Below are 21888 nucleotides of genomic sequence, written 5' to 3'. Positions count from 1 at the left end.
CCGTCCCGTGTCTGCTATCATCGCGCCGCCTCCCGCATTCAAACCCGACTAAAGCACTAGGTCTTATAGTTGACTTAAATGCTCGGGAATCGCATACTCGCTCACATCCTGTAACTCCCGTGGTACCCATAGCCATGCGATTGACTACCAAAGGCCGATACGCCGTCACCGCCATGCTCGACCTGGCGTTGCACGCGCAGCATGGACCGGTATCCCTGGCCGACATTTCCGAGCGTCAGGGCATTTCCCTTTCTTATCTGGAGCAGCTGTTCGCCAAGCTGCGCCGCAGCAGTCTGGTCTCCAGCGTGCGCGGTCCCGGTGGCGGCTACCAGTTGTCCAGAACCATGGAAACCATCCAGGTGGTTCAGGTGATCGACGCGGTCAACGAGTCGGTCGATGCGACCCGCTGCCAAGGCCTCGGCGATTGCCACTCCGGTGACACCTGCCTGACCCACCATCTGTGGTGCGACCTCAGCCAGCAGATCCATGAATTCCTCAGCGGCATCAGTCTGGCCGACCTCGTCATGCGCCGTGAGGTGCAGGAAGTCGCCCAGCGCCAGGACCTGCGCCGTGTCGCCGGTCGCGTTGCCCAGCTGGACAAGATTGAGACGTCCGCCGTCGACTGATGCGACGAGCGACGCCAACGCCTGATAGGAGATATTCAATGAAGTTGCCGATCTACCTCGATTACTCCGCGACCACGCCGGTCGATCCCCGTGTCGCGCAGAAAATGGCCGACTGCCTGCTGGTCGACGGAAACTTCGGTAACCCGGCCTCGCGTTCCCACGTGTTCGGCTGGCGTGCCGAGGAAGCCGTCGAGAACGGCCGTCGCCAGGTCGCTGAACTGATCAATGCCGACCCGCGCGAGATCGTCTGGACCAGCGGTGCCACCGAGTCCGACAACCTGGCCATCAAGGGTGTCGCGCACTTCTATCAGACCAAGGGCAAGCACATCATCACCTCCAAGATCGAGCACAAGGCGGTCCTGGACACCGCTCGCCAGCTCGAGCGCGAAGGTTTCGAAGTCACCTACCTGGAACCCGGTGAAGACGGCATCATCACCCCGGCGATGGTCGAGGCGGTGCTGCGTGACGACACCATCCTGGTCTCGCTGATGCACGTGAACAACGAAGTCGGCTCGATCAACGACATCGCTGCCATCGGTGAACTCACCCGTGCTCGCGGCGTGCTGTTCCACGTCGATGCCGCGCAGTCGGCCGGCAAGGTCGAGATCGACCTGCAGACGCTCAAGGTCGACCTGATGTCGTTCTCCGCGCACAAGGCCTACGGGCCTAAAGGCATCGGCGCGCTGTACGTCAGCCGCAAGCCGCGGGTACGTCTGGAGGCCATCATTCACGGCGGCGGTCACGAGCGCGGCATGCGTTCGGGCACCCTGCCGACTCACCAGATCGTTGGCATGGGCGAGGCGTTTGCCATCGCCAAGCAGGAAATGGCCGCCGAAAACGTGCGCATCAAGGCCCTGAGCGACCGCTTCTTCAAGCAGGTCTCGGACCTCGAAGAGCTGTACGTCAACGGCAGCCAGACCCAGCGCGTACCGCACAACCTGAACCTGAGCTTCAACTACGTGGAAGGCGAGTCGCTGCTGATGTCGCTCAAGGACATCGCGGTGTCGTCCGGCTCGGCGTGCACCTCCGCGTCGCTCGAACCGTCCTACGTGCTACGCGCTCTGGGCCGCAACGACGAGCTGGCGCACAGCTCGATCCGCTTCTCCTTCGGTCGTTTCACCACCGAGGAAGAGGTCGACTACGCCGCGCAGGAAGTCTGCAAGGCCGTGAACAAACTGCGTGAACTGTCGCCGCTGTGGGATATGTACAAGGACGGCGTCGACATCTCCAAGATCGAGTGGGCCGCCCACTAAGCAGTCGCCAGCAAGAGCGGCTCCCTGACGAGGAAGGAATTGCACCATGGCATACAGTGAAAAGGTCATCGACCACTACGAGAACCCGCGCAACGTCGGCAAGATGAACGCGGAAGACCCCGACGTCGGCACCGGCATGGTCGGTGCTCCGGCCTGCGGCGACGTGATGCGCCTGCAGATCAAGGTCAACGAACAAGGCGTGATCGAAGACGCCAAGTTCAAGACCTACGGCTGCGGTTCGGCCATCGCCTCCAGCTCCCTGGCCACCGAGTGGATGAAGGGCAAGACCCTGGACGAAGCCGAGACCATCAAGAACACCCAGCTGGCCGAAGAACTGGCATTGCCGCCGGTCAAGATCCACTGCTCGGTGCTCGCTGAGGATGCCATCAAGGCAGCCGTACGCGATTACAAGCAGAAGAAAGGCTTGATCTAAGTCGCCCACGCGAAGGAGTTCCGATGGCTATCAGCATGACAGAAGCCGCCGCCAACCACATTCGCCGCTCCCTCGACGGGCGCGGCAAAGGTGAAGGCATTCGCCTGGGCGTGCGTACCACCGGCTGCTCGGGCCTGGCCTACGTGCTGGAGTTCGTCGATGAGCTGGCGAGCGAAGACCAGGTGTTCGAGAACCATGGCGTGAAGGTCATCATCGACCCGAAGAGCCTGGTGTACCTCGATGGCACCGAATTGGACTTCGTCAAGGAAGGGTTGAACGAAGGCTTCAAGTTCAATAACCCCAACGTGCGCGGTGAATGTGGCTGCGGCGAAAGCTTCAATGTCTGAGGCCTGACGTGGGTAGCCCTTGCCATTTCGCTCTGTTCGACCTGCAACCGAGCTTCCGCCTGGACCTCGACAAGCTGGCCGCGCGTTATCGCGAGCTGGCCCGCGAGGTCCATCCCGACCGCTTCGCCGACGCCTCCGAGCGTGAGCAGCGCGTGGCCCTGGAAAACTCCGCAGCCCTCAACGACGCCTACCAGACGCTGCGCAGTGCGCCGCGTCGCGCGCGTTACCTGCTGGCCATCAGCGGCCAGGAGGTGCCTCAGGAAGTCACGGTCCACGACCCCGACTTCCTGTTGCAGCAGATGCAGTGGCGCGAAGAACTCGAGGAACTGCAGGACGAAGCCGACCTCGACGGCGTTGCCGTGTTCAAGCAGCGCCTGAAGGGTGCCCAGAGCACTCTCGACGAGGAATTCGCCGCTTGCTGGGATCAAGCTGCCGAGCGCGACAGGGCCGAGCGCCTGATGCGCCGCATGCAGTTCCTCGACAAGCTCGCCCAGGAAGTGCGCCAACTCGAAGAGCGCCTCGACGATTAACCCCGGCGCCGCCGTGACGGCGCCCAAGGTATCAAGATAAGCATGGCCCTACTGCAGATCGCCGAACCCGGTCAGAGCCCCCAGCCGCACCAGCGCCGCCTGGCGGTGGGCATCGACCTGGGGACCACCAACTCGCTCGTCGCCGCGGTACGCAGCGGCCGCAGCGAGCCGCTGCCCGATGCCCAGGGCAACCTCATCCTGCCGTCCGCGGTGCGCTACCTGGAGGACCGCTGCGAAGTCGGCCAGGCTGCCCGCGATGCGGCCTCCAGCGACCCGTTCAACAGCGTCCTGTCGGTCAAGCGCCTGATGGGCCGAGGCCTGTCCGACGTCAAACAGTTGGGTGAACAGCTGCCATACCGGTTCGTCGGTGGCGAGTCGCACATGCCGTTCATCGACACCGTTCAGGGGCCCAAGAGCCCGGTGCAGGTGTCGGCCGACATTCTCAAGGTGTTGCGTCAGCGTGCCGAGGAATCCTTGGGTGGCGAACTGGTGGGCGCGGTGATCACCGTGCCGGCCTATTTCGACGACGCTCAGCGTCAGGCCACCAAGGATGCTGCGCGTCTGGCCGGGCTGAACGTGCTGCGCCTGCTCAACGAGCCCACCGCAGCGGCGGTGGCCTATGGTCTGGACCAGAACGCCGAAGGCGTGGTGGCGATCTTCGACCTGGGCGGCGGCACCTTCGACATTTCCATTCTGCGCCTTACGGCCGGCGTGTTCGAAGTGCTGGCCACCGGCGGCGACACGGCCCTGGGCGGGGATGATTTCGATCACGCCATCGCGGGCTGGATCATTGAACAGGCGGGCCTGTCCGCTGACCTTGACCCTGCCACTCAGCGCCAGTTGTTGCAGGCGGCGTGCGCCGCCAAAGAAGCCTTGACCGATGCCGATAGCGTTCGCGTCAGCCACGGCGCCTGGAGCGGTGAGCTCAGCCGTGCCGATTTCGAAGGCATGATCGAGCCGTTGATCGCCCGTAGCCTCAAGGCCTGCCGCCGCGCCGTGCGCGACAGCGGCGTCGAGCTGGAAGAGGTGGGGGCGGTGGTCATGGTGGGTGGATCGACCCGTGTGCCGCGTGTGCGCGACGCGGTCGGCACGTTGTTCGGTCGTGCGCCGCTGACCTCGATCGACCCCGATCAAGTGGTGGCCATCGGCGCGGCGATTCAAGCCGATACCTTGGCTGGCAATCGTCGCGAAGGCGGTGAATTGTTGTTGCTCGACGTCATTCCTCTGTCGCTCGGTCTGGAGACCATGGGCGGGTTGATGGAGAAGGTGATCCCGCGCAATACCACCATTCCGGTGGCGCGCGCCCAGGAGTTCACCACCTACAAAGACGGCCAGTCGGCCATGATGATCCACGTCCTGCAGGGCGAGCGCGAGCTGATCAGCGACTGCCGGTCGCTGGCGCGCTTCGAGTTGCGTGGCATTCCGGCCATGGTCGCCGGCGCGGCGAAGATCCGCGTCACGTTCCAGGTGGATGCGGATGGTCTGTTGAGCGTCGCCGCGCGCGAGCTGGGCTCGGGTGTTGAGTCGAGTATTCAGGTGAAGCCTTCGTACGGCCTGACCGACGGCGAGATCGCCCGCATGCTCAAGGACTCCTTCGAACACGCCGGTACCGACAAGCAGGCGCGCCAGCTGCGCGAGCATCAGGTCGATGGCGAACGCCTGCTCGAAGCGGTACAGGGGGCCCTCGAGGCGGACGGCGAGCGCCTGCTCAGTGGCGAGGAGCGCGAGGCCATCGAGTTCCAGATGCAAGAATTACGTGATTTGCTCAACGGCACCGATGGCCCGGCCATCGAGCAGCAGACCAAGCGTCTGTCGCAGGTGACCGATGCTTTTGCCGCCCGTCGCCTTGATTCGACGGTCAAAGCCGCACTGGCCGGGCGCAACCTGAATGAGATCGAGGAGTAATCGATGCCGCTGGTGACATTCCTGCCGCATGAGAAATTCTGCCCCGAGGGGCTGACCGTCGAGGTCGCGTCCGGCACCAACATCCTGGAGCTGGCCCATGAGCACCATATCGAAATGGAAAGTGCCTGTGGCGGCGTGAAGGCTTGCACCACGTGCCATTGCATCGTGCGCAAGGGCCTCGAATCCCTCGAGGAAGCCGACGAGTTGGAAGAGGACATGCTGGACAAGGCCTGGGGTCTGGAGGCGCAGTCGCGTCTCGGCTGTCAGGTGGTGGTAGCCGACCAGGACCTGACCATCGAAATCCCCAAGTATTCGCTCAACCACGCTGCCGAAGCGCCGCATTGAGGATCACGGAATGAGTCTGAAATGGGTTGATGTACTTGAAATCGCCATTCAGCTTGCAGAAAGCAAGCCGGACGTCGATCCTCGTTACGTGAATTTCGTCAATCTGCGGAGTTGGGTGATGGAATTGCCCGACTTCAGTGACGATCCGGCGCGCGGCGGCGAAAAGGTCCTGGAGGCCATCCAGGCGGCCTGGATCGAAGAAGCCGACTGAGTGACACCCGCAGGTTAGGCAATGCCCTCGAACCCGCGTATAATTCGCGGGTTTAATTTTTCGCAACACTCAATATTCTGGAGTTTTCCATGGCTGTTCAACGTACTTTCTCCATCATCAAGCCTGACGCCGTCGCCAAAAACGTCATCGGTGAGATCACCACTCGCTTCGAAAAAGCCGGCCTGAAAGTCGTCGCCTCGAAAATCAAGCAACTGTCCAAGGCCGAAGCCGAAGGCTTCTACGCCGAGCACAGCGCGCGTGGCTTCTTCGGCGAACTGGTTGCCTTCATGACTTCCGGCCCGGTCGTTGTCCAGGTGCTGGAAGGCGAAAACGCCATCGCTCTGAACCGTGAGCTGATGGGCGCTACCAACCCTAAAGAAGCCGCTGCCGGCACCATCCGTGCCGACTTCGCCGAGTCGATCGACGCCAACGCCGTTCACGGTTCGGACTCCGAAGCCGCTGCCGCTCGCGAAATCGCCTACTTCTTCGCAGCTACCGAGGTAACCACTCGCTAAGCGAACGCTTTCGAGTGAGGGTGAATCCATGACGACATCTACTGGCAAAATCAACCTGTTGGGGCTGACCCTGCCGGAAATGGAACAGTTCTTCGACTCGATCGGGGAGAAGCGCTTCCGTGCCGGTCAGGTGATGAAATGGATTCACCATTTTGGCGTGTCCGATTTCGCGGACATGACCAACGTCGGCAAGGCCTTGCGCGAAAAGCTCGAGGCCATTGCCGAGATTCGACCTCCGGAAGTGGTCAGTGAAGACATTTCTGCCGACGGGACCCGCAAATGGGTCGTGCGCGTTGCCTCCGGCAGCTGCGTCGAGACCGTCTACATTCCCACCGACGACCGCGGCACGCTCTGCGTCTCGTCGCAAGCCGGCTGCGCCCTGGACTGCAGTTTCTGCTCCACCGGCAAGCAAGGCTTCAACAGCAACCTGACCGCCGCCGAAGTCATCGGCCAGGTATGGCTTGCGAACAAATCCTTCGGCACCGTCCCGGCCAAGATCGACCGCGCCATCACCAACGTGGTGATGATGGGCATGGGCGAGCCGCTACTCAATTTCGACAATGTCATCGCCGCCATGAAGATCATGATGGACGATCTGGGCTATGGCATTTCCAAGCGTCGCGTCACCCTGTCCACCTCGGGCGTGGTGCCGATGATCGACGAACTGGCCAAGCACATCGACGTGTCGCTGGCGCTGTCGCTGCACGCGCCGAACGACGAACTGCGCAACAAGCTGGTGCCGATCAACAAGAAGTACCCGCTCAAGGTACTGCTCGAGTCTTGCCTGGGCTACATGGCCACGCTCGGCGGCAAACGCGTGCTGACGGTCGAGTACACCCTGCTCAAGGATGTCAACGACCAGCCCGAGCACGCCGCGCAGATGATCGAGCTGCTGCGCGACGTGCCGTGCAAGATCAACCTGATCCCGTTCAACCCGTTCCCGCACTCCGGCTACGAGCGGCCCAGCAACAATGCGATCCGTCGCTTCCAGGACCTGCTGCACCACGGTGGCTTCAACGTCACCACCCGGACCACCCGTGGTGAAGACATCGACGCGGCCTGCGGCCAGTTGGTCGGTCAGGTCATGGACCGCACCCGCCGCAGCGAGCGCTACATTGCCGTGCGCCAGCTCAACGCCGACGGTAGCGAGTCGGCAGACAGCGCCGTGCGCCTCTGACGGACACCGCCGCCCATGACCCTGCGCGCCGCGCTGTCGATCCTGTCACTGCTGTTGCTGGCTGGCTGCGTGTCCGGCGGCAGCGGCCATCCGCTGTCCAGCGAGCAGGGTCGGGCAGAGGCGGGGCGTGCCTACGTGCAGTTGGGCCTGGGCTATCTGCAGCAGGGCATGAGCGAGCAGGCCAAGGTGCCGTTGGCGCGCGCGCTCGAGTTGGACCCGCGTGACGCCGATGCCCATGCGGCCTTGGCCCTGGTGTTCCAGGCTCAAGGCGAGCCGGAACTGGCGGATGAGCATTTTCGTCACGCCCTGGCGCAGCGCTCGAACGATGCGCGCATTCGCAACAACTACGGCAGTTTCCTCTATGCTCAAGGGCATTTTCGCCAGGCCGAGCAGATGTTTCGCCAAGCCGCCGCCGATACCCTGTATCCTGAGCGCTCGCGCGTGTACGAGAACCTGGGCCTGACCGCGCTCAGGCAAGGCCGCGCCGAGCAAGCACAGGCCTATCTGGAAAAAGCGCTGCGCCTCGATCAGCGACAACCGCGGGCGCTACTGGAAATGGCTGAGTTGTCCTACGAAAACAGGCATTATGTGCCGGCCTGGGATTACTACGAACGTTTCAGCCAGCAGGGCCAGCATGATGCCCGCAGCCTGCTGTTGGGCAGTCGTCTGGCGCGAATCGTCGAAGAGCACGGTACCGCTGACGAACTGGGCCGCACACTACAACGACTTTATCCCGGTACGCCGGAATATCAGCAATACCTGTCGGAGCAACGATGAACGCCGCGCACCCCGAATCAGCAGCAGCGCTTGAGCAGCATCCCGGTGACGTCCTGCGCCAGGCGCGCGAGCACCGGAACTGGTCGCAAGCCGAGGTCGCCCGTAGGCTGAACCTGACCGTCACCTCGCTGAACTACCTGGAAACCGGTGCCTTCGACAAGCTTCCCGGGCATACCTTCGCCCGCGGCTACATTCGCGCCTACGCCAAGCTCATGGACATGGATCAGGCCCCGTTGGTCGAGGCCTTCGATCGCGTGACCGGCACCCATGCCAAAGGCAGCGAAGTGCATTCGCTGGGTCGTATCGAGGAGCCGGTGCGCTTGTCGCACAACATTCTGCGCGGCGTCAGCCTGCTGCTGCTGGTGGTGGTAGTCGGCGGTGGCTTCTTCTGGTGGCAGGACCAGAGCGGCCAGCATGGCAAGGACCTGAGCAAGATCGCCCTGGAGCATGTCGAGGTCGAAAGCGCCGACGGCACCACCCAGATCCACACCCTCGACGAGCCCGAGGACCAGGCCGTGAGCGCTGGCCAGCAGCCCGAAAGCGCGCCGCTGCCGCTGGGGCAGGACACGGCAGCGCAGGGCGAAGACGAAACCGCCGCCCAGGCACCTGAACAGTCCGCGTCCGCGGTCGCGCCTACTGCGCCGGTTGCGCAGAACCCAGCCCCGCCGCATGCGCCGGCTGCCACGACCACCACCGCGCCTTCGACCACCCCTGCTGCGCCCGCTGCCAGCGAGCCTGCCGCGCCGATCGCAGGGGAGGGCAAGGTTGCCATCCAGTTCGTCGCCGACTGCTGGACCCAAGTCACCGACGGAAATGGCAAGGTGCTATTTAGCGCCATCAAGCGCAAGGGCGATAGCCTCGAACTGGCAGGCAAGCCGCCGTTCGCCGTGCGCCTGGGCTTTGCCCGTGGCGCCCAGGTCAGCTACAACGGCCAGCCCGTCGATGTCGCCCCGTTCACCAGTGGCGAGACCGCTCGCCTGAAGTTGGGACAGTAAGTCATGCACGGTGAATCCCCGATCAAACGTCGCGAATCCCGCAAAATCTGGGTCGGCAATGTGCCGGTGGGCGGTGATGCTCCCATCGCGGTACAGAGCATGACCAACACCGACACCAACGATGTGGCCGCCACCGTGGCGCAGATCCAGCGTTTGGTAGATGCCGGTGTCGATATCGTCCGCGTGTCGGTGCCCGACATGGACGCCGCCGAAGCCTTCGGCAAGATCAAGCAGCAGGTCAGCGTCCCGCTGGTCGCCGATATCCACTTCGACTACAAGATCGCGCTGCGCGTCGCTGAGCTCGGCGTCGACTGCCTGCGCATCAACCCGGGCAACATCGGCCGTGAGGACCGAGTGCGCGCGGTGGTCGATGCCGCTCGCGATCGTGGCATTCCGATCCGCATCGGCGTCAACGCCGGCTCCCTGGAAAAAGACCTGCAGAAGAAGTACGGCGAGCCGACTCCGGCCGCGCTGGTCGAGTCGGCACTGCGCCATGTCGAGCACCTCGACCGCCTGGATTTCCATGATTTCAAGGTCAGCGTGAAGGCCTCCGACGTGTTCATGGCCGTCGAAGCCTATCGCCTGCTGGCCAAGCAGATCGTGCAGCCCCTGCACCTGGGCATCACCGAAGCGGGAGGACTGCGTTCCGGAACGGTGAAATCCGCCGTCGGCCTCGGTATGCTGCTCGCCGAAGGCATCGGCGATACCATCCGCATTTCGCTGGCGGCCGATCCGGTCGAGGAAGTGAAGGTCGGCTACGACATTCTGAAGTCGCTGCACCTGCGCTCGCGTGGCATCAACTTCATCGCCTGCCCGAGCTGCTCGCGGCAGAATTTCGATGTGGTCAAGACCATGAACGAGTTGGAAGGGCGCCTGGAAGACCTGCTGGTGCCGCTTGACGTCGCGGTGATCGGCTGTGTGGTCAACGGACCGGGCGAAGCCAAGGAATCCCATGTCGGCCTGACCGGTGGCACGCCCAACCTGGTGTACATCGACGGCAAGCCGGCGCAGAAGCTGACCAACGACAACCTGGTCGATGAGCTGGAAAAGCTCATCCGCCAGAAAGCGGCCGAAAAGGTCGAGGCCGACGCGGCGCTGATCGCCCGCGGCTGATACACAGATTCGTAAGGACTTTTCGTGAGCAAATCGCTGCAAGCCATTCGTGGCATGAACGACATCCTGCCCGAGCAATCGCCGCTGTGGCGCTACTTCGAAGGCACCGTGGCCAGCTTGCTGGACACCTACGGCTACAGCCAGATCCGCACGCCGATCGTCGAGTTCACCGAACTGTTCAAGCGTTCGATCGGTGAAGTCACCGATATCGTCGAAAAGGAAATGTACACCTTCCAGGACAACAAGGACTCGCTGACCTTGCGTCCGGAAGGCACCGCCGCATGCGTGCGTGCAGTGCTCGAGCACGGCATCATCGGCAACGGCCAGGTTCAGAAACTCTGGTATGTCGGGCCCATGTTCCGCCACGAGCGCCCGCAATTGGGGCGCTATCGCCAGTTCCACCAGATCGGCGTCGAGGTGTTCAACCTGGCCGGTCCCGACATCGATGCCGAGCTGATCATGCTGACCTGGCGTCTGTGGGCGCGCCTGGGCATTCAGGATGCCGTCACCCTCGAACTCAACAGCCTGGGCACCAGTGAAGCGCGCGGGCGCTATCGCGAGGCACTGGTCGAGTTCCTCTCCGAGCGCCTCGACCAGCTGGACGAAGACAGCCAGCGCCGCCTCAAGAGCAATCCGCTGCGTATCCTCGACAGCAAGCACGAGGGCACCAAGGCCGCGCTGGTCGGTGCGCCGAAGCTGGAGGATTACCTGGACGAAGAGTCGCGCGTGCATTTCGAAGGCGTCAAGGCGCGCCTGGACGCCGCCGGTATCCCGTTCGTGATCAACACCAAGCTGGTGCGTGGCCTGGATTACTACAGCAAGACCGTCTTCGAGTGGGTCACCGACAAGCTCGGCGCCCAGGGCACGGTCTGCGCGGGTGGCCGTTACGATGGCCTGGTCGAGCAGATGGGCGGCAAGCCTACCGCTGGCGTGGGTTTCGCCATGGGCATCGAACGCCTGCTGCTGCTGATCGAAACCTTGGGTCAGGTGCCCGAGTCGATTGCGCGCACGCTGGATGTGTACCTGTGCGCCTTCGGCGAGCAGGCCGAGCTGGCGGGGCTGGCGCTCAGCGAGCAACTGCGCGACCGCTTGCCGGCGCTGCGCCTTGCCGTCAACGCCGGCGGTGGCAATTTCAAGAACCAGTTCAAGAAGGCCGACCGCAGCGGGGCGCTCTTCGCCCTGATCCTGGGGGACGACGAACTGGCGCAACAAGTGGTAGGTTTCAAACCCCTGCGTGGCCAGGGCGAACAACAGAACATTGCCTGGGATGCTCTGGCCGAGCACCTGCAAGCTGCTCTCGCGCAGGCGTGAAGCGGTCATACAGCCGAATTGCTGAAAAGGAGTATTGGGGTGTCGAGTACCGATGATGAAGGCCTGGTCGCAGCCAAGGACTGGTGGAACCGCAACGGCAAGCCGCTGCTGACCGGTGCTTTGCTCGCCGCAGCGGTGGTGATGGGCTGGCAGGCCTGGCACAAGTACCAGAACAACCAGTCGCAGGGCGCTTCGATGGTCTATCAGGCGTTGATCGAAACGGCCCTGTCGGCTGACGGCAAGCCGGATGCGACCAAGGTGGCCGAGTTGTCCGGCAAGCTCAAGAGCGAGTACGGCGGCACCGCTTACGCCCACTACGGCAGCCTGTTCGTGGCGAAAGTGGCCGTGGAGAGCGGCAAGCTCGACGACGCTGCCGCAGAACTCAAGGGCGTGGTGGATAAACCTGCCGACGCGACCCTGGGCGAGCTCGCCCGTCAGCGTCTGGCGCGCGTGCTCGCGGCGCAGAACAAAGCCGAAGAGGCACTCAAGTTGCTCGACGGCAACGCCGAGAAGGCCTACCAGGCCAGTCGCGAGGAGCTCAAAGGCGATCTGCTGGTGCAATTGGGCCGTACCGACGATGCCCATGGCGCCTACGAAAAAGCCAAGGCCGCGCTGTCTGACGACGCCGCGATCGGTGGTTTGCAACTGAAGCTCGATGACCTGGCCAAAGGGGACGCGTGAAGTGACCGGTTGGAAACAAGCAGCAGTGCTCGCCCTGGCCGTCCTGGCCGCGGGTTGCAGCAGCAACAGCAAGAAGGAACTGCCCCCGGCCGAACTGACCAAGTTCACCGAAGAGGTGGTGCTGACCAAGCAGTGGAGCCGTTCGATCGGTGACGGTCAGGGGGAAAAGTACAACCTCCTGGTGCCGGCCATCGAGAACGACCGTATCTACGCGGCCGACGTCAATGGCAAGGTCTACGCACTGAACCGCCTCAACGGTGACGTGATCTGGGACAAGGACCTGGAAGTGCCAGTGTCCGGTGCTGTCGGCGTGGGCTACGGCCTGGTGATGATGGGCACCCTCAAAGGTGAAGTCATCGCTCTGGATGCCAGCACCGGCGAAGAGCGCTGGCGCTCGCGCGTGACCAGCGAGGTGCTGGCTCCGCCGGCCACCAACGGTGACGTGGTGGTGGTGCAGACCCAGGACGATCGTCTGGTCGGCCTGGACTTCAACACCGGCGACCGCCGCTGGATCTACGAAAGCTCGCCTGCGGTGCTGACGCTGCGTGGCACCGGCGCGCCGATCGTGACCAATCGCATGGCCGTGGCAGGTCTGTCCACCGGCAAGGTGGTGGCAGTCGATACCCAGAACGGCGTACCGGTGTGGGAGGCGCGCGTCGCCATCCCGCAAGGTCGTTCGGAACTGGAACGCGTGGTGGACATCGACGGCGGCCTGCAGCTGTCCGGTGGTGTGCTCTACGTCAGCAGCTACCAGGGCCGCGTCGCTGGCCTGGACCTGGAAAGCGGTCGTGTCCTGTGGCAGCGCGATGCCTCCAGCTACGTGGGCGTCGCCCAGGGTCTGGGCAACGTGTACGTCAGCGAGGCGTCCGGCACCGTCGAGAGCATCGACGAGCGCTCGTCGTCGGCCCTGTGGAGCAACGACTCCCTGGCCCGTCGCCAACTGTCCGCGCCGGAGGTGTTCTCCAGCTACGTGGCGGTGGGCGACTTCGAGGGTTACCTGCACCTGCTCAGCCAGGTCGACGGTCGCTTCGTCGGCCGTGAGCGCATCGACAGCGACGGCCTGCGTGCCCGTCCGCTGGTGGTGGGCAACACCATCTACGTCTATGGCAACAGCGGCAAGCTCGAGGCACTGACCATCCGCTGAAGCTATGCTTGAAACCGACCTCGGTTTCAGGCTGCGGCGCAGGACGCGCCGCCCGAACTCCGGCCGCTGCCTTGCAGCGGCCTTTGCATTTTCAAGAATTCAGAGTGGAGAGCCGCATGGTTCCCGTAATCGCCCTGGTGGGACGGCCGAACGTCGGCAAATCCACCCTGTTCAACCGCCTGACCAAGACCCGCGATGCCATCGTCGGCGACCTCTCGGGCCTGACCCGTGACCGCCAGTACGGCGACGCCAGCTGGCAGGGTCGCTCCTACATTCTCATCGACACCGGCGGTATCACCGGCGACGAAGTGGGCATGGACGAGAAAATGGCCGCGCAATCGCTGATGGCCATTGAAGAAGCCGACTATGTCCTGTTCCTGGTCGATGCCCGTGCCGGCATGACCGCCGCCGACCAGATGATCGCCGAGCATCTGCGCAAGCGGAACAAGGAAGCGATCCTGGTCGCCAACAAGATCGACAACATCGACGCCGACGTCGCCCGCGCCGAGTTCTCGCCGCTGGGCATGGGCAACGCCATCCCGGTGGCCGGCTCCCAAGGCCGCGGCATCAATGGCCTGATGGAAGCTGTGCTGGGCCACATCCCGCGCGACCAGGTCGAAGAAGCGCTGGACGCTGAGGTCGCCGAGGGCGAGGAAGCGGTGCGCATTCCGGGGCCGAGCGAGAAGGATGGTATCAAGATCGCCATCATCGGCCGTCCCAACGTCGGCAAGTCCACCCTGGTCAACCGCATGCTCGGTGAAGAGCGTGTGGTGGTGTACGACCAGCCGGGCACCACGCGCGACAGCATCTACATTCCGTTCGAGCGCGACGGCGAGAAGTACACCTTCATCGACACCGCGGGCGTGCGCAAGCGCGGCAAGATCCACGAGGAAGTCGAGAAGTTCTCGGTGGTCAAGACGCTGCAGGCGATCAAGGACGCCAACGTGGTGGTGTTCGTCATGGACGCCCGTGAAGGTGTGGTCGACCACGACCTCAACCTGCTGGGCTTCGCCCTCGAAGCCGGCCGGGCCATCGTCATCGCCCTGAACAAGTGGGATGGCATGGAGTCGGGCGAGCGCGACTACGTGAAGACCGAGCTGGAGCGCCGGTTGTTCTTCGTCGATTTCGCCGATATCCACTTCATCTCCGCGCTGCACGGCACGGGCGTTGGCAACCTGTACAAGTCGGTGCAGGCCGCGTTCAAGTCGGCCGTCACCCGCTGGCCGACCAGCCGCCTGACGCAGATTCTCGAGGACGCCGTCAGCGAGCACCAGCCGCCGCTGGTCAACGGTCGCCGCATCAAGCTGCGCTATGCCCACCTCGGTGGCGCCAACCCGCCGTTGATCGTGATCCATGGCAACCAGACCGACAAGATTCCGCGTTCCTACTCGCGTTATCTGGAAAACACCTACCGCCGTGTCCTCAAGCTGGTCGGCACGCCGATCCGTATCGAGTACAAAGGCGGCGAAAACCCCTACGAGGGCAACAAGAACACCCTCACCGACCGTCAGGTCAACAAGAAGCGCCGCCTGATGTCGCACCACAAGAAGGCCGAGAAGAAGCGCAAAGACAAGCGCTGAGCCCAGAAGGAGCGGCGAACCGCCGCTCCTTCACACTTGTCGCTTGCCGCTCTGAGCTTGTAGCTTATCCCCCCTCAGTCCGCAGGAAAGAGGGCTCCATGATCCGCAGCAAACTGCCGAACGTCGGCACGACCATCTTTACCCGCATGTCCCAGCTCGCCGCCCAGACCGGCGCGCTCAACCTTTCCCAGGGTTTTCCCGATTTCGACGCACCGCCCGCGCTGCTCGAAGCGGTCTCGCGGCATGTGAGCGCCGGCCACAACCAATACGCACCCATGACCGGCCTGCCTGTACTGCGCGAACAGGTCGCGGCGAAGATTGCCCGCCTGTATGGCGTTCAGGTGGACGCCGAGCAGGAAATCACCATCACTCCCGGTGCCACCGAGGCGCTGTTCTGCGCCATCCAGGCAGTGATTCAGCCCGGTGACGAGGTCATCGTCTTCGATCCCTGCTACGACAGCTACGCACCCGCCGTGGCACTGGCTGGCGGTCGCTGCGTGCATCTGCAGCTGAGCGATGGCGATTTTCGTATCGACTGGCAAGCGTTCAGCGATGCATTGACACCCCGCACGCGCCTGGTGGTGCTCAACTCCCCGCATAACCCCAGCGGCGCGCTGATTACCCGCGAAGACCTCGACCAGTTGGCGGCGCTGATCGCCGGGCGCGATCTGTACCTGCTCAGCGACGAAGTCTACGAGCACCTGGTCTATGACGGGGTGCAGCATGCCAGCGTGCTGGCCCACGAGGCGTTGTACGCGCGGGCCTTCGTGGTCAGCTCGTTCGGCAAGACCTATCACGTTACGGGTTGGAAAACCGGCTATGTGGTCGCGCCGCCAGCACTGAGCGCGGAACTGCGCAAGGTGCACCAGTACGTCAACTTCTGTGGCGTGACGCCCCTGCAGTGGGCGCTGGCCGACTTCATGGCCGAACACCCGGCCCATGTGGACGAACTGCCGGGTTTCTACCAGGCCAAACGCGATCTGTTCTGCGACCTGTTGCACACCTCGCGCTTCAGGTTCACCCGCGCGGCGGGCACCTATTTCCAACTGGTGGACTATTCGGCGATCCGTCCCGACCTCGATGACGTGCAGATGGCGCTGTGGCTGACCCGCGAGTACGGCGTGGCGAGCATTCCGGTGTCGGTGTTCTACCAGCAACCCATCCCCGCGCAGCGCCTGGTGCGCCTGTGCTTCGCCAAACGTGAGGAGACGCTGCGTCAGGCAGCGGAAAAGCTATGCGCGATCTGAGCCAACTGCCCAACCTGAACCTGGCCCTGGTGCAGACTCACCTGGCTTGGCATGACCGCGAAGGCAACCATGCACATTTCGAGGTGCTGCTGGAGCAAGCCCGAGGGGCGGACCTGGTGATTCTGCCGGAGATGTTCACCACCGGTTTCACCATGGATTCCGAGCGCCTCGCCGAGCCGGAGCAGGGGCCCACCTGTAAATGGCTCAAGGCCCAGGCGAAGAAGCTCGACGCGGTGATCACCGGCAGCGTGATCATTCGTGCGGCTGACGGCAGCCACCGCAACCGCCTGCTGTGGGCGCGCCCCGATGGCGAGGTGCTGCACTACGACAAGCGTCACCTGTTCCGCATGGCTGGCGAGCACCAGCACTACACGCCGGGCGAGCGGCAGGTGCAGTTCGAGCTCAAGGGTTGGCGCGTGCGTCCGCTGATTTGCTACGACCTGCGCTTCCCGGTGTGGAGCCGCGACCCGCACGACACCGACCTGCTGTTGTACACCGCCAACTGGCCGGCAGCGCGCCGCCAGCACTGGAACCGTCTGCTGCCCGCGCGGGCGATCGAGAACCTGTGCTATGTGGCGGCGGTGAATCGGGTGGGCACCGACGGCAAGGGCTTTGCCTACTCGGGGGACAGTCAGGTGCTGGATTTCCAGGGCGAGAGCCTGCTGGGCGCAGCCGAAGCCGATGGTGTCTTCCATGTGGCGCTCAATGCCGTGGACCTGGCCGCCTACCGTGCGCGATTCCCGGCGAACCTGGATGCCGACACCTTCGATATCCACTGAGCCATGCGGCCAGAGGGTCGGGCCGCCACCGATGGGAGGTCAATACACGTCCCGCCGGTAGCGGCCCTCTTCGATCAGGTGCTCCACCCCATCCTCACCGAAAATCCCCCTGAGCGCCGCATCCACGCCCGTCGCCATGCCCTGAAGGCTGCCGCACACGTACAGGCATGCACCGTCATCGACCCAACGGCGCAGCGTCTCGGCCTGCTGCAGCAGTACATCCTGCACGTAGATCTTTTCCGCCTGATCCCGTGAAAAGGCCAGGTCCAGCCGAGCCAGGTCGCCGCTGTCCAGCCAAGCGTGCAGCTGCTCGCCGCAGAGCAGGTCGCAGGCTCGATTACGCTCGCCGAAAAACAGCCAGTTGTGCCGCTCCCCGGCGGCGATGCGCGCCTTGAGCAAGCTGCGCAGGCCCGCCAGGCCAGTACCGTTGCCGATCAGCACCAGCGGTGCCGGTCCCGCTGGCAAGTGAAAACTGCTGTTGCGGCGTACCCGCAGACGCACATGGCCGTCCAGTGGCAGGAACTCGGTCAGCCAGCCGGAGCCCAGCCCCAGGCTGCCGTCGGGATGCCGTTCCTGGCGCACGATCAAGTCCAGCACGCCGTCGCTGGCGATGGAGGCGATGGAGTACTCGCGTGTGTCGAGCGGGATCAGTGCATCGACCAGCGCCTGGGCATGCAGCCCGACCAGGTGTTCGCGGCTGCCCGGCAACTGACGACTGGCCAGCGCTTGTCCCAGTGGCTGCGACAGTCCGTCGAGGTGCACCGGCTGCGCGGCCTCCAGGCCCAGGCCCGCCAAGAACGCGTCGATCCGTACCTGGCCATGACGAGGCAGTATCTCCACCAGATCGCCGGCCTCCCACGTGCTCGGTCGTTCGGGGCTCAGGCCCAGCAGGAACACCGGTGCACCCTGGCTGCCGGGATTGAGCAACTGTCGTCGGATCAGGCGCCAGTTGCCATAGTCCGGCGCCTGCCAGGGGGTGACGGCCGCGGCACCGGTCAGCGCGCTCAGCGCCTGTTGCCAGTGCTGCAACGCACCGGCGTCGGCGTTATCGACTTCCACCGGGCTGAACGCTGAAGTCGCCCCGCGCTCACCCAACCAGGCGTGCAGGCGTCGGGCGAAACCACAGAAATGCAGGTACTGACGATCGCCCAGCGCGAGCACGGCGTAGCTGAGGTGGCTCAGGTCCAGGGCCTGACCCAGCACGTTGCGCTCAAAGCCACGGGCGCTGTCCGGTGCTTGGCCTTCGCCGAAGGTGCTGACCACGAACAGCACGCGCAAGGACTGGCTCAGTTGCGCCTGGTCGACCTGGGCGAGGCTGCGCACCTGAACCGCCACGCCCGCGGCCTGCAATTGCCCGGCGCTTTGCCAGGCCAGTTGTTCGGCCAGGCCGCTCTGGCTGGCGAAGGCGATCAGCCAACCGCCTTCGCCGTCGCTGGCGTGGTCCACCGAGCCCCGAGCGGCACGCACCTGACGCTGTTTGCGGCGTCGATCCAGATACAGCAGCCAGCCGGTGACGAAGAACAGCGGCATGCTCAGGCTGGCGAGGGTGAGCAGGATGCGTCCGGTCAGGCCGAAGTATTCACCCACATGCAGGGCATAGACGCTCTGCAGCAGTTGTGCCTTGAACGACTTGTCGGTGTAGCGCTCGTGGCTGCTCACCTCGCCGGTGGCCGGATCCAGCGTCAGCGTGTTGTAGGCGCGCGGGTGTGCGGCGTCGTCCAGCATGTAGAAGACGTTGGCGGGTTGGCCACCGGTGGCGGGCAGGCGCAGGTTGTAGGAGGCCAGACCCGGTCCGGCCGCGACCTGAAGGGCAGACCACAGGGCCGGATAATCCACCACCAAAGGCGCTGCGTCCTTGTCGGGCGGTGCCATGGCCCGTGCGCGGCGCTCGCTGCGCGACAGTGTCGACTGCCCGGCAGCAGGCGGGTCGGCCAACAGCCTGTTCAGCCCCTCGCGGTACCACTCGTAGGACCAGAACAGGCCGGTCAGGGCGAACAGCAGATAGAACACCAAGCACCAGGTGCCGGCGACGGCGTGCAAATCCCAGTTGAACGCCCGACCTTTGCGCGCCCAGTCGAAGGTCAGCCACACCCGCCAGTCCCGTGCCCGCCGTGGCCAGCGCAGGTACAGGCCGGACAGGCAGAAGAAGATCAGCAGCAGGGTGCAGGCGCCAGTGATCTGTCGGCCGCTGTCGCCCATGGCCAGGAAACGGTGCAGTTGCAGCATGAAATTGAAGAAGTCCTGACCGGCCACGGCGCCGAGCAGTTCGCCGGTGTAGGGATCGGCGTAGCGCAGTTCGCCGCGGCGCTCGCCTGGGGGCGGCGTGAAGAACAGCCGGGCGGCCTCGTCGCTGCGGGTGTCGACCCAGAGCATGGCCACCTTGTCGTGCTGGGCGGCCTCGGCGCGGCGCACCAGTTCCGGCAGTGGCAGCACGCCTTCGCGGCGCACTTCGACCTTCAACACCTCAGGATTGAAAAAGCGCAGCAGTTCTTCCTGGAACGACCAGATCGCCCCGGTGATGCCCATCAGCGCCAGGACCAGGCCGGCACTGATGCCGAAGAACCAGTGCAATTGGAACAGCGACTTCTTCAGCACTTCGATTACCTTGAATTCCAGAGGGTGGCGCTTAGTGGCGGAGGTGTTTAGGGCAGGGCTGCCAGCGCGGCGCTGGGATTCTAATGCAAGCGAGGGAGAGTAACAATTGAGACTGGTTAGCATTTGCGAGCCGGTACACGTTCCTTCTGCGAGTGATCGAACCGTGCGCTCGTCCCGCCATCCTTGCCCGCACTGAAACCGACTCCCTATGATGGGGGCCTTTTGCGATTTCACAGGTCACCGTCCCATGTCTGCCTCCACCTCGGAACGCTTCGATGCCGATCAGTTGGCGTCGATGCTCGACCATCAACCTGGCCAAGCCGCCAAGGCGATTCTCGCCGCCGCCGGGCAGGGCGTGGTCGAGGCGCAGGCGCTGCTGGGGCAGATCCTGCTGGACGGGCGCGGCATCGAGCAGGACGAGCGTCTGGCCCGCCATTGGCTGGCGGTGGCAGCCCAGGCTGGCAATGCCAAGGCGCACAACCTGCTGGGCCGCTGCCTGGAGCATGGCTGGGGCGGCGAGGTGGCGCTGAGCCAGGCCGCGATCCACTATGCCCAGGCCGCCGATGCGGGCTCAGGCTGGGGCTTGTACAACTTGGGCAATCTGTTGGCGACCGGACGTGGCTTGCCCGCCGATCAGGGGCTGGCACTGACCTGCTATGAGAAGGCCGCGCAGATGGGCCATGCCAAGTCGATGAACCTGTACGGGCGTTATCTGGAACAGGGCATCGCGACCACGGCGAGTCCGTTGCGGGCGGCGCGCTGGTATCGGCGGGCGGCCGAAGCGGGAGATTTTCGCGGCATGTTCAGTCTGGCGCTGGTGTTGGCGTCACGCGGGCAGATGGGCGAGGCGGCGCAGTGGTTCGAGCGGGCGCGACAGCAGGGGCCCGTGGACTTCCTGCGCAGTGCGCTGGCGACCTTGCAGGACGCCGGGCCGACACTGACCAGCTTTGCGGCGCGCTACGCCGAGGCGATCGAGCGCTGCGAGGGGTGAGATCGGGGCCGCCAGGCGGCCCCGGACCTGATTACAGGTAGTACGCCTTCAGCGGTGGGAAACCGTTGAATTCCACTGCGCTGTAGCTGGTGGTGTAGGCGCCTGTGGACAGCCAGTACAGGCGGTCGCCGATGGCCAGGTTCAGCGGCAGGCCGTACTTGTAGTTCTCGTACATGATGTCGGCGCTGTCGCAGGTCGGGCCGGCGATCACCACTTCCTCGGTCTCGCCTTTCTTCTCTGTCCAGATCGGGAACTTGATGGCTTCGTCCATGGTTTCGATCAAGCCGGAGAACTTGCCCACGTCGGTGTAGATCCAGCGCTCAACGGCGGTACGCGACTTGCGCGCCACCAGCACCACTTCGCTGACCAGGATGCCGGCGTTGGCGATCAGCGAGCGGCCCGGCTCGAGGATGATTTCCGGCAGGTCGTCACCGAAGTCTTCCTTGAGGAAGCGGATGATTTCCTCGGCGTAGGTTTCCAGGCTGTTGGTGCGGGTGATGTAGTTGGCCGGGAAGCCGCCGCCCATGTTGATCAGCTTCAGTTCGATGCCGTCTTCTTCTTTCAAGCGTTCGAAGATCACCTTGACCTTGGCGATGGCCGCATCCCACACGCTGATGTCGCGCTGCTGGGAGCCGACGTGGAAGGAGATGCCGTAGGGCACCAGGCCCAGGTCGCGGGCCAGGATCAGCAGGTCCATGGCCATGTCGGTCTGGCAGCCGAACTTGCGTGACAGCGGCCAGTCGGCGGTGGTCGAGCCTTCGGTGAGAATACGCACGTACACCTTCGAGCCGGGCGCGGCCTTGGCGATGTTGCGCAGGTCGGCTTCGGAGTCGGTGGCGTAGAGGCGCACGCCCTTTTCAAAGAAATAGCGGATGTCCTTGGACTTCTTGATGGTGTTGCCGTAGCTGATGCGATCGGCGCTGACGCCGCGCTCCATCACCTTGTCCAGTTCGTAGATCGAGGCGATGTCGAAGTTCGAACCCTTGTCCTTGAGCAGGTCGATGATCTCGACGGCCGGGTTGGCCTTGACTGCGTAGTAGACCTTGGCGAATTCGAAGCCCGCGCGCAGGTCGTCATAGGCCTGGCTGATCATCTGCGTATCGATGAGTACGAACGGGGTTTCCTGCTTGTCGGCGAACGCCTTCATTTTCTGGAAGGTGTCGCGTGCGAAATAGTCTTCGACCTGGATCGACATACTCAGGGACTCCATGGGCAAACTGAAAGAATAAGTGGCTGCAAACTGAACGTCCTCCGTATCCCCACTTTGGTTCGCCTACTCAGTACTTGAGCCGGATGGATCGTTTCCAGCATGGACGTTCGGCGCGCACTGTAG

Annotated in this window: 22 protein-coding genes; 20 read left to right on the top strand and 2 right to left on the bottom strand. The window is 63.9% G+C overall.

The features are described from left to right. Positions 1-134 precede the first annotated feature (134 nt). The 19 genes from iscR (at position 135) to ACK2SD_RS20140 (ending at position 16969) form a co-directional block, all read left to right on the top strand. The gene (iscR, locus tag ACK2SD_RS20230) at positions 135-626 is read left to right on the top strand and encodes a Fe-S cluster assembly transcriptional regulator IscR (RefSeq protein ID WP_029613657.1); all 492 of its coding nucleotides are present in this window, start codon (positions 135-137) and stop codon (positions 624-626) included. A gap of 38 nt (positions 627-664) precedes the next feature. Then, positions 665-1879: an IscS subfamily cysteine desulfurase gene (locus ACK2SD_RS20225; protein ID WP_342649650.1), complete on the top strand. Its 1215-nt coding sequence runs from the start codon at positions 665-667 to the stop codon at positions 1877-1879. A gap of 46 nt (positions 1880-1925) precedes the next feature. Continuing rightward, positions 1926-2312 carry a Fe-S cluster assembly scaffold IscU gene (gene iscU / locus ACK2SD_RS20220; protein WP_003248539.1) on the top strand — a complete coding sequence of 129 codons (387 nt, stop codon included), beginning with the start codon at positions 1926-1928 and terminating at the stop codon, positions 2310-2312. 23 nt (positions 2313-2335) lie between these two features. Continuing rightward, positions 2336-2659, top strand: coding sequence for an iron-sulfur cluster assembly protein IscA (gene iscA / locus ACK2SD_RS20215; RefSeq protein WP_029613656.1), 324 nt, complete (start codon positions 2336-2338; stop codon positions 2657-2659). Positions 2660-2667: 8 nt separating this feature from the next. Next, positions 2668-3189 (top strand): co-chaperone HscB, encoded by a 522-nt coding sequence (gene hscB / locus ACK2SD_RS20210; RefSeq protein WP_317870644.1) that lies wholly within the window; start codon positions 2668-2670, stop codon positions 3187-3189. Between the two features lie 42 nt (positions 3190-3231). After that, positions 3232-5094, top strand: coding sequence for a Fe-S protein assembly chaperone HscA (gene hscA / locus ACK2SD_RS20205; RefSeq protein WP_039575489.1), 1863 nt, complete (start codon positions 3232-3234; stop codon positions 5092-5094). A gap of 3 nt (positions 5095-5097) precedes the next feature. Continuing rightward, a complete protein-coding gene (gene fdx, locus ACK2SD_RS20200; protein WP_029613654.1) occupies positions 5098-5439 on the top strand; it encodes an ISC system 2Fe-2S type ferredoxin in 342 nt (113 codons plus the stop codon). A gap of 10 nt (positions 5440-5449) precedes the next feature. Further along, positions 5450-5650, top strand: a complete 201-nt coding sequence (gene iscX / locus ACK2SD_RS20195; RefSeq protein WP_317870643.1) for a Fe-S cluster assembly protein IscX — start codon at positions 5450-5452, stop codon at positions 5648-5650. Positions 5651-5739: 89 nt separating this feature from the next. Continuing rightward, the gene (gene ndk / locus ACK2SD_RS20190; RefSeq protein WP_029613652.1) at positions 5740-6165 is read left to right on the top strand and encodes a nucleoside-diphosphate kinase; all 426 of its coding nucleotides are present in this window, start codon (positions 5740-5742) and stop codon (positions 6163-6165) included. Between the two features lie 28 nt (positions 6166-6193). After that, complete coding sequence (gene rlmN, locus ACK2SD_RS20185) at positions 6194-7342, top strand: 23S rRNA (adenine(2503)-C(2))-methyltransferase RlmN (protein WP_039575496.1); 1149 nt, start codon at positions 6194-6196, stop codon at positions 7340-7342. A 15-nt stretch (positions 7343-7357) separates the two neighbouring features. After that, the gene (pilW, locus tag ACK2SD_RS20180) at positions 7358-8119 is read left to right on the top strand and encodes a type IV pilus biogenesis/stability protein PilW (RefSeq protein ID WP_342649645.1); all 762 of its coding nucleotides are present in this window, start codon (positions 7358-7360) and stop codon (positions 8117-8119) included. Beyond that, complete coding sequence (locus ACK2SD_RS20175) at positions 8116-9114, top strand: RodZ domain-containing protein (protein WP_412460678.1); 999 nt, start codon at positions 8116-8118, stop codon at positions 9112-9114. Before pilW ends, ACK2SD_RS20175 begins: the two co-directional genes overlap by 4 nt. A gap of 3 nt (positions 9115-9117) precedes the next feature. Then, positions 9118-10227, top strand: a complete 1110-nt coding sequence (ispG, locus tag ACK2SD_RS20170) for a flavodoxin-dependent (E)-4-hydroxy-3-methylbut-2-enyl-diphosphate synthase (protein WP_029613650.1) — start codon at positions 9118-9120, stop codon at positions 10225-10227. 24 nt (positions 10228-10251) lie between these two features. Beyond that, positions 10252-11538: a histidine--tRNA ligase gene (gene hisS / locus ACK2SD_RS20165; RefSeq protein ID WP_317870640.1), complete on the top strand. Its 1287-nt coding sequence runs from the start codon at positions 10252-10254 to the stop codon at positions 11536-11538. A 39-nt stretch (positions 11539-11577) separates the two neighbouring features. Continuing rightward, a complete protein-coding gene (locus ACK2SD_RS20160) occupies positions 11578-12219 on the top strand; it encodes a tetratricopeptide repeat protein (RefSeq protein ID WP_412460677.1) in 642 nt (213 codons plus the stop codon). Position 12220: 1 nt separating this feature from the next. Next, positions 12221-13363, top strand: coding sequence for an outer membrane protein assembly factor BamB (bamB, locus tag ACK2SD_RS20155; RefSeq protein WP_039583053.1), 1143 nt, complete (start codon positions 12221-12223; stop codon positions 13361-13363). Positions 13364-13479: 116 nt separating this feature from the next. Beyond that, positions 13480-14943, top strand: coding sequence for a ribosome biogenesis GTPase Der (gene der, locus ACK2SD_RS20150; protein ID WP_039575508.1), 1464 nt, complete (start codon positions 13480-13482; stop codon positions 14941-14943). Positions 14944-15041: 98 nt separating this feature from the next. Beyond that, a complete protein-coding gene (locus ACK2SD_RS20145) occupies positions 15042-16190 on the top strand; it encodes a pyridoxal phosphate-dependent aminotransferase (protein WP_295484450.1) in 1149 nt (382 codons plus the stop codon). After that, positions 16178-16969 (top strand): amidohydrolase, encoded by a 792-nt coding sequence (locus tag ACK2SD_RS20140; protein ID WP_295484447.1) that lies wholly within the window; start codon positions 16178-16180, stop codon positions 16967-16969. Before ACK2SD_RS20145 ends, ACK2SD_RS20140 begins: the two co-directional genes overlap by 13 nt. Positions 16970-17008: 39 nt before the next feature. Here ACK2SD_RS20140 and ACK2SD_RS20135 read toward each other — a convergent pair whose 3' ends face one another. Beyond that, a complete protein-coding gene (locus tag ACK2SD_RS20135) occupies positions 17009-19564 on the bottom strand; it encodes a PepSY domain-containing protein (RefSeq protein ID WP_412460676.1) in 2556 nt (851 codons plus the stop codon). A 247-nt stretch (positions 19565-19811) separates the two neighbouring features. Between ACK2SD_RS20135 and ACK2SD_RS20130 the strand changes: the two genes are divergently transcribed. Further along, positions 19812-20555, top strand: a complete 744-nt coding sequence (locus ACK2SD_RS20130; protein ID WP_412460675.1) for a tetratricopeptide repeat protein — start codon at positions 19812-19814, stop codon at positions 20553-20555. A 31-nt stretch (positions 20556-20586) separates the two neighbouring features. Here ACK2SD_RS20130 and ACK2SD_RS20125 read toward each other — a convergent pair whose 3' ends face one another. Continuing rightward, positions 20587-21750, bottom strand: coding sequence for a type III PLP-dependent enzyme (locus ACK2SD_RS20125; protein ID WP_039575523.1), 1164 nt, complete (start codon positions 21748-21750; stop codon positions 20587-20589). Between the last annotated feature and the right edge of the window lie 138 nt (positions 21751-21888).

It is taken from the genome of Pseudomonas sp. SC11 (assembly GCF_047039205.1).
GTDB classification, from domain to species: Bacteria; Pseudomonadota; Gammaproteobacteria; order Pseudomonadales; family Pseudomonadaceae; genus Aquipseudomonas; species Aquipseudomonas boreofloridensis.
The sequence above is the reverse complement of the archived record's forward strand: the minus strand, read 5'-3'. Positions and strand labels throughout refer to the sequence as shown.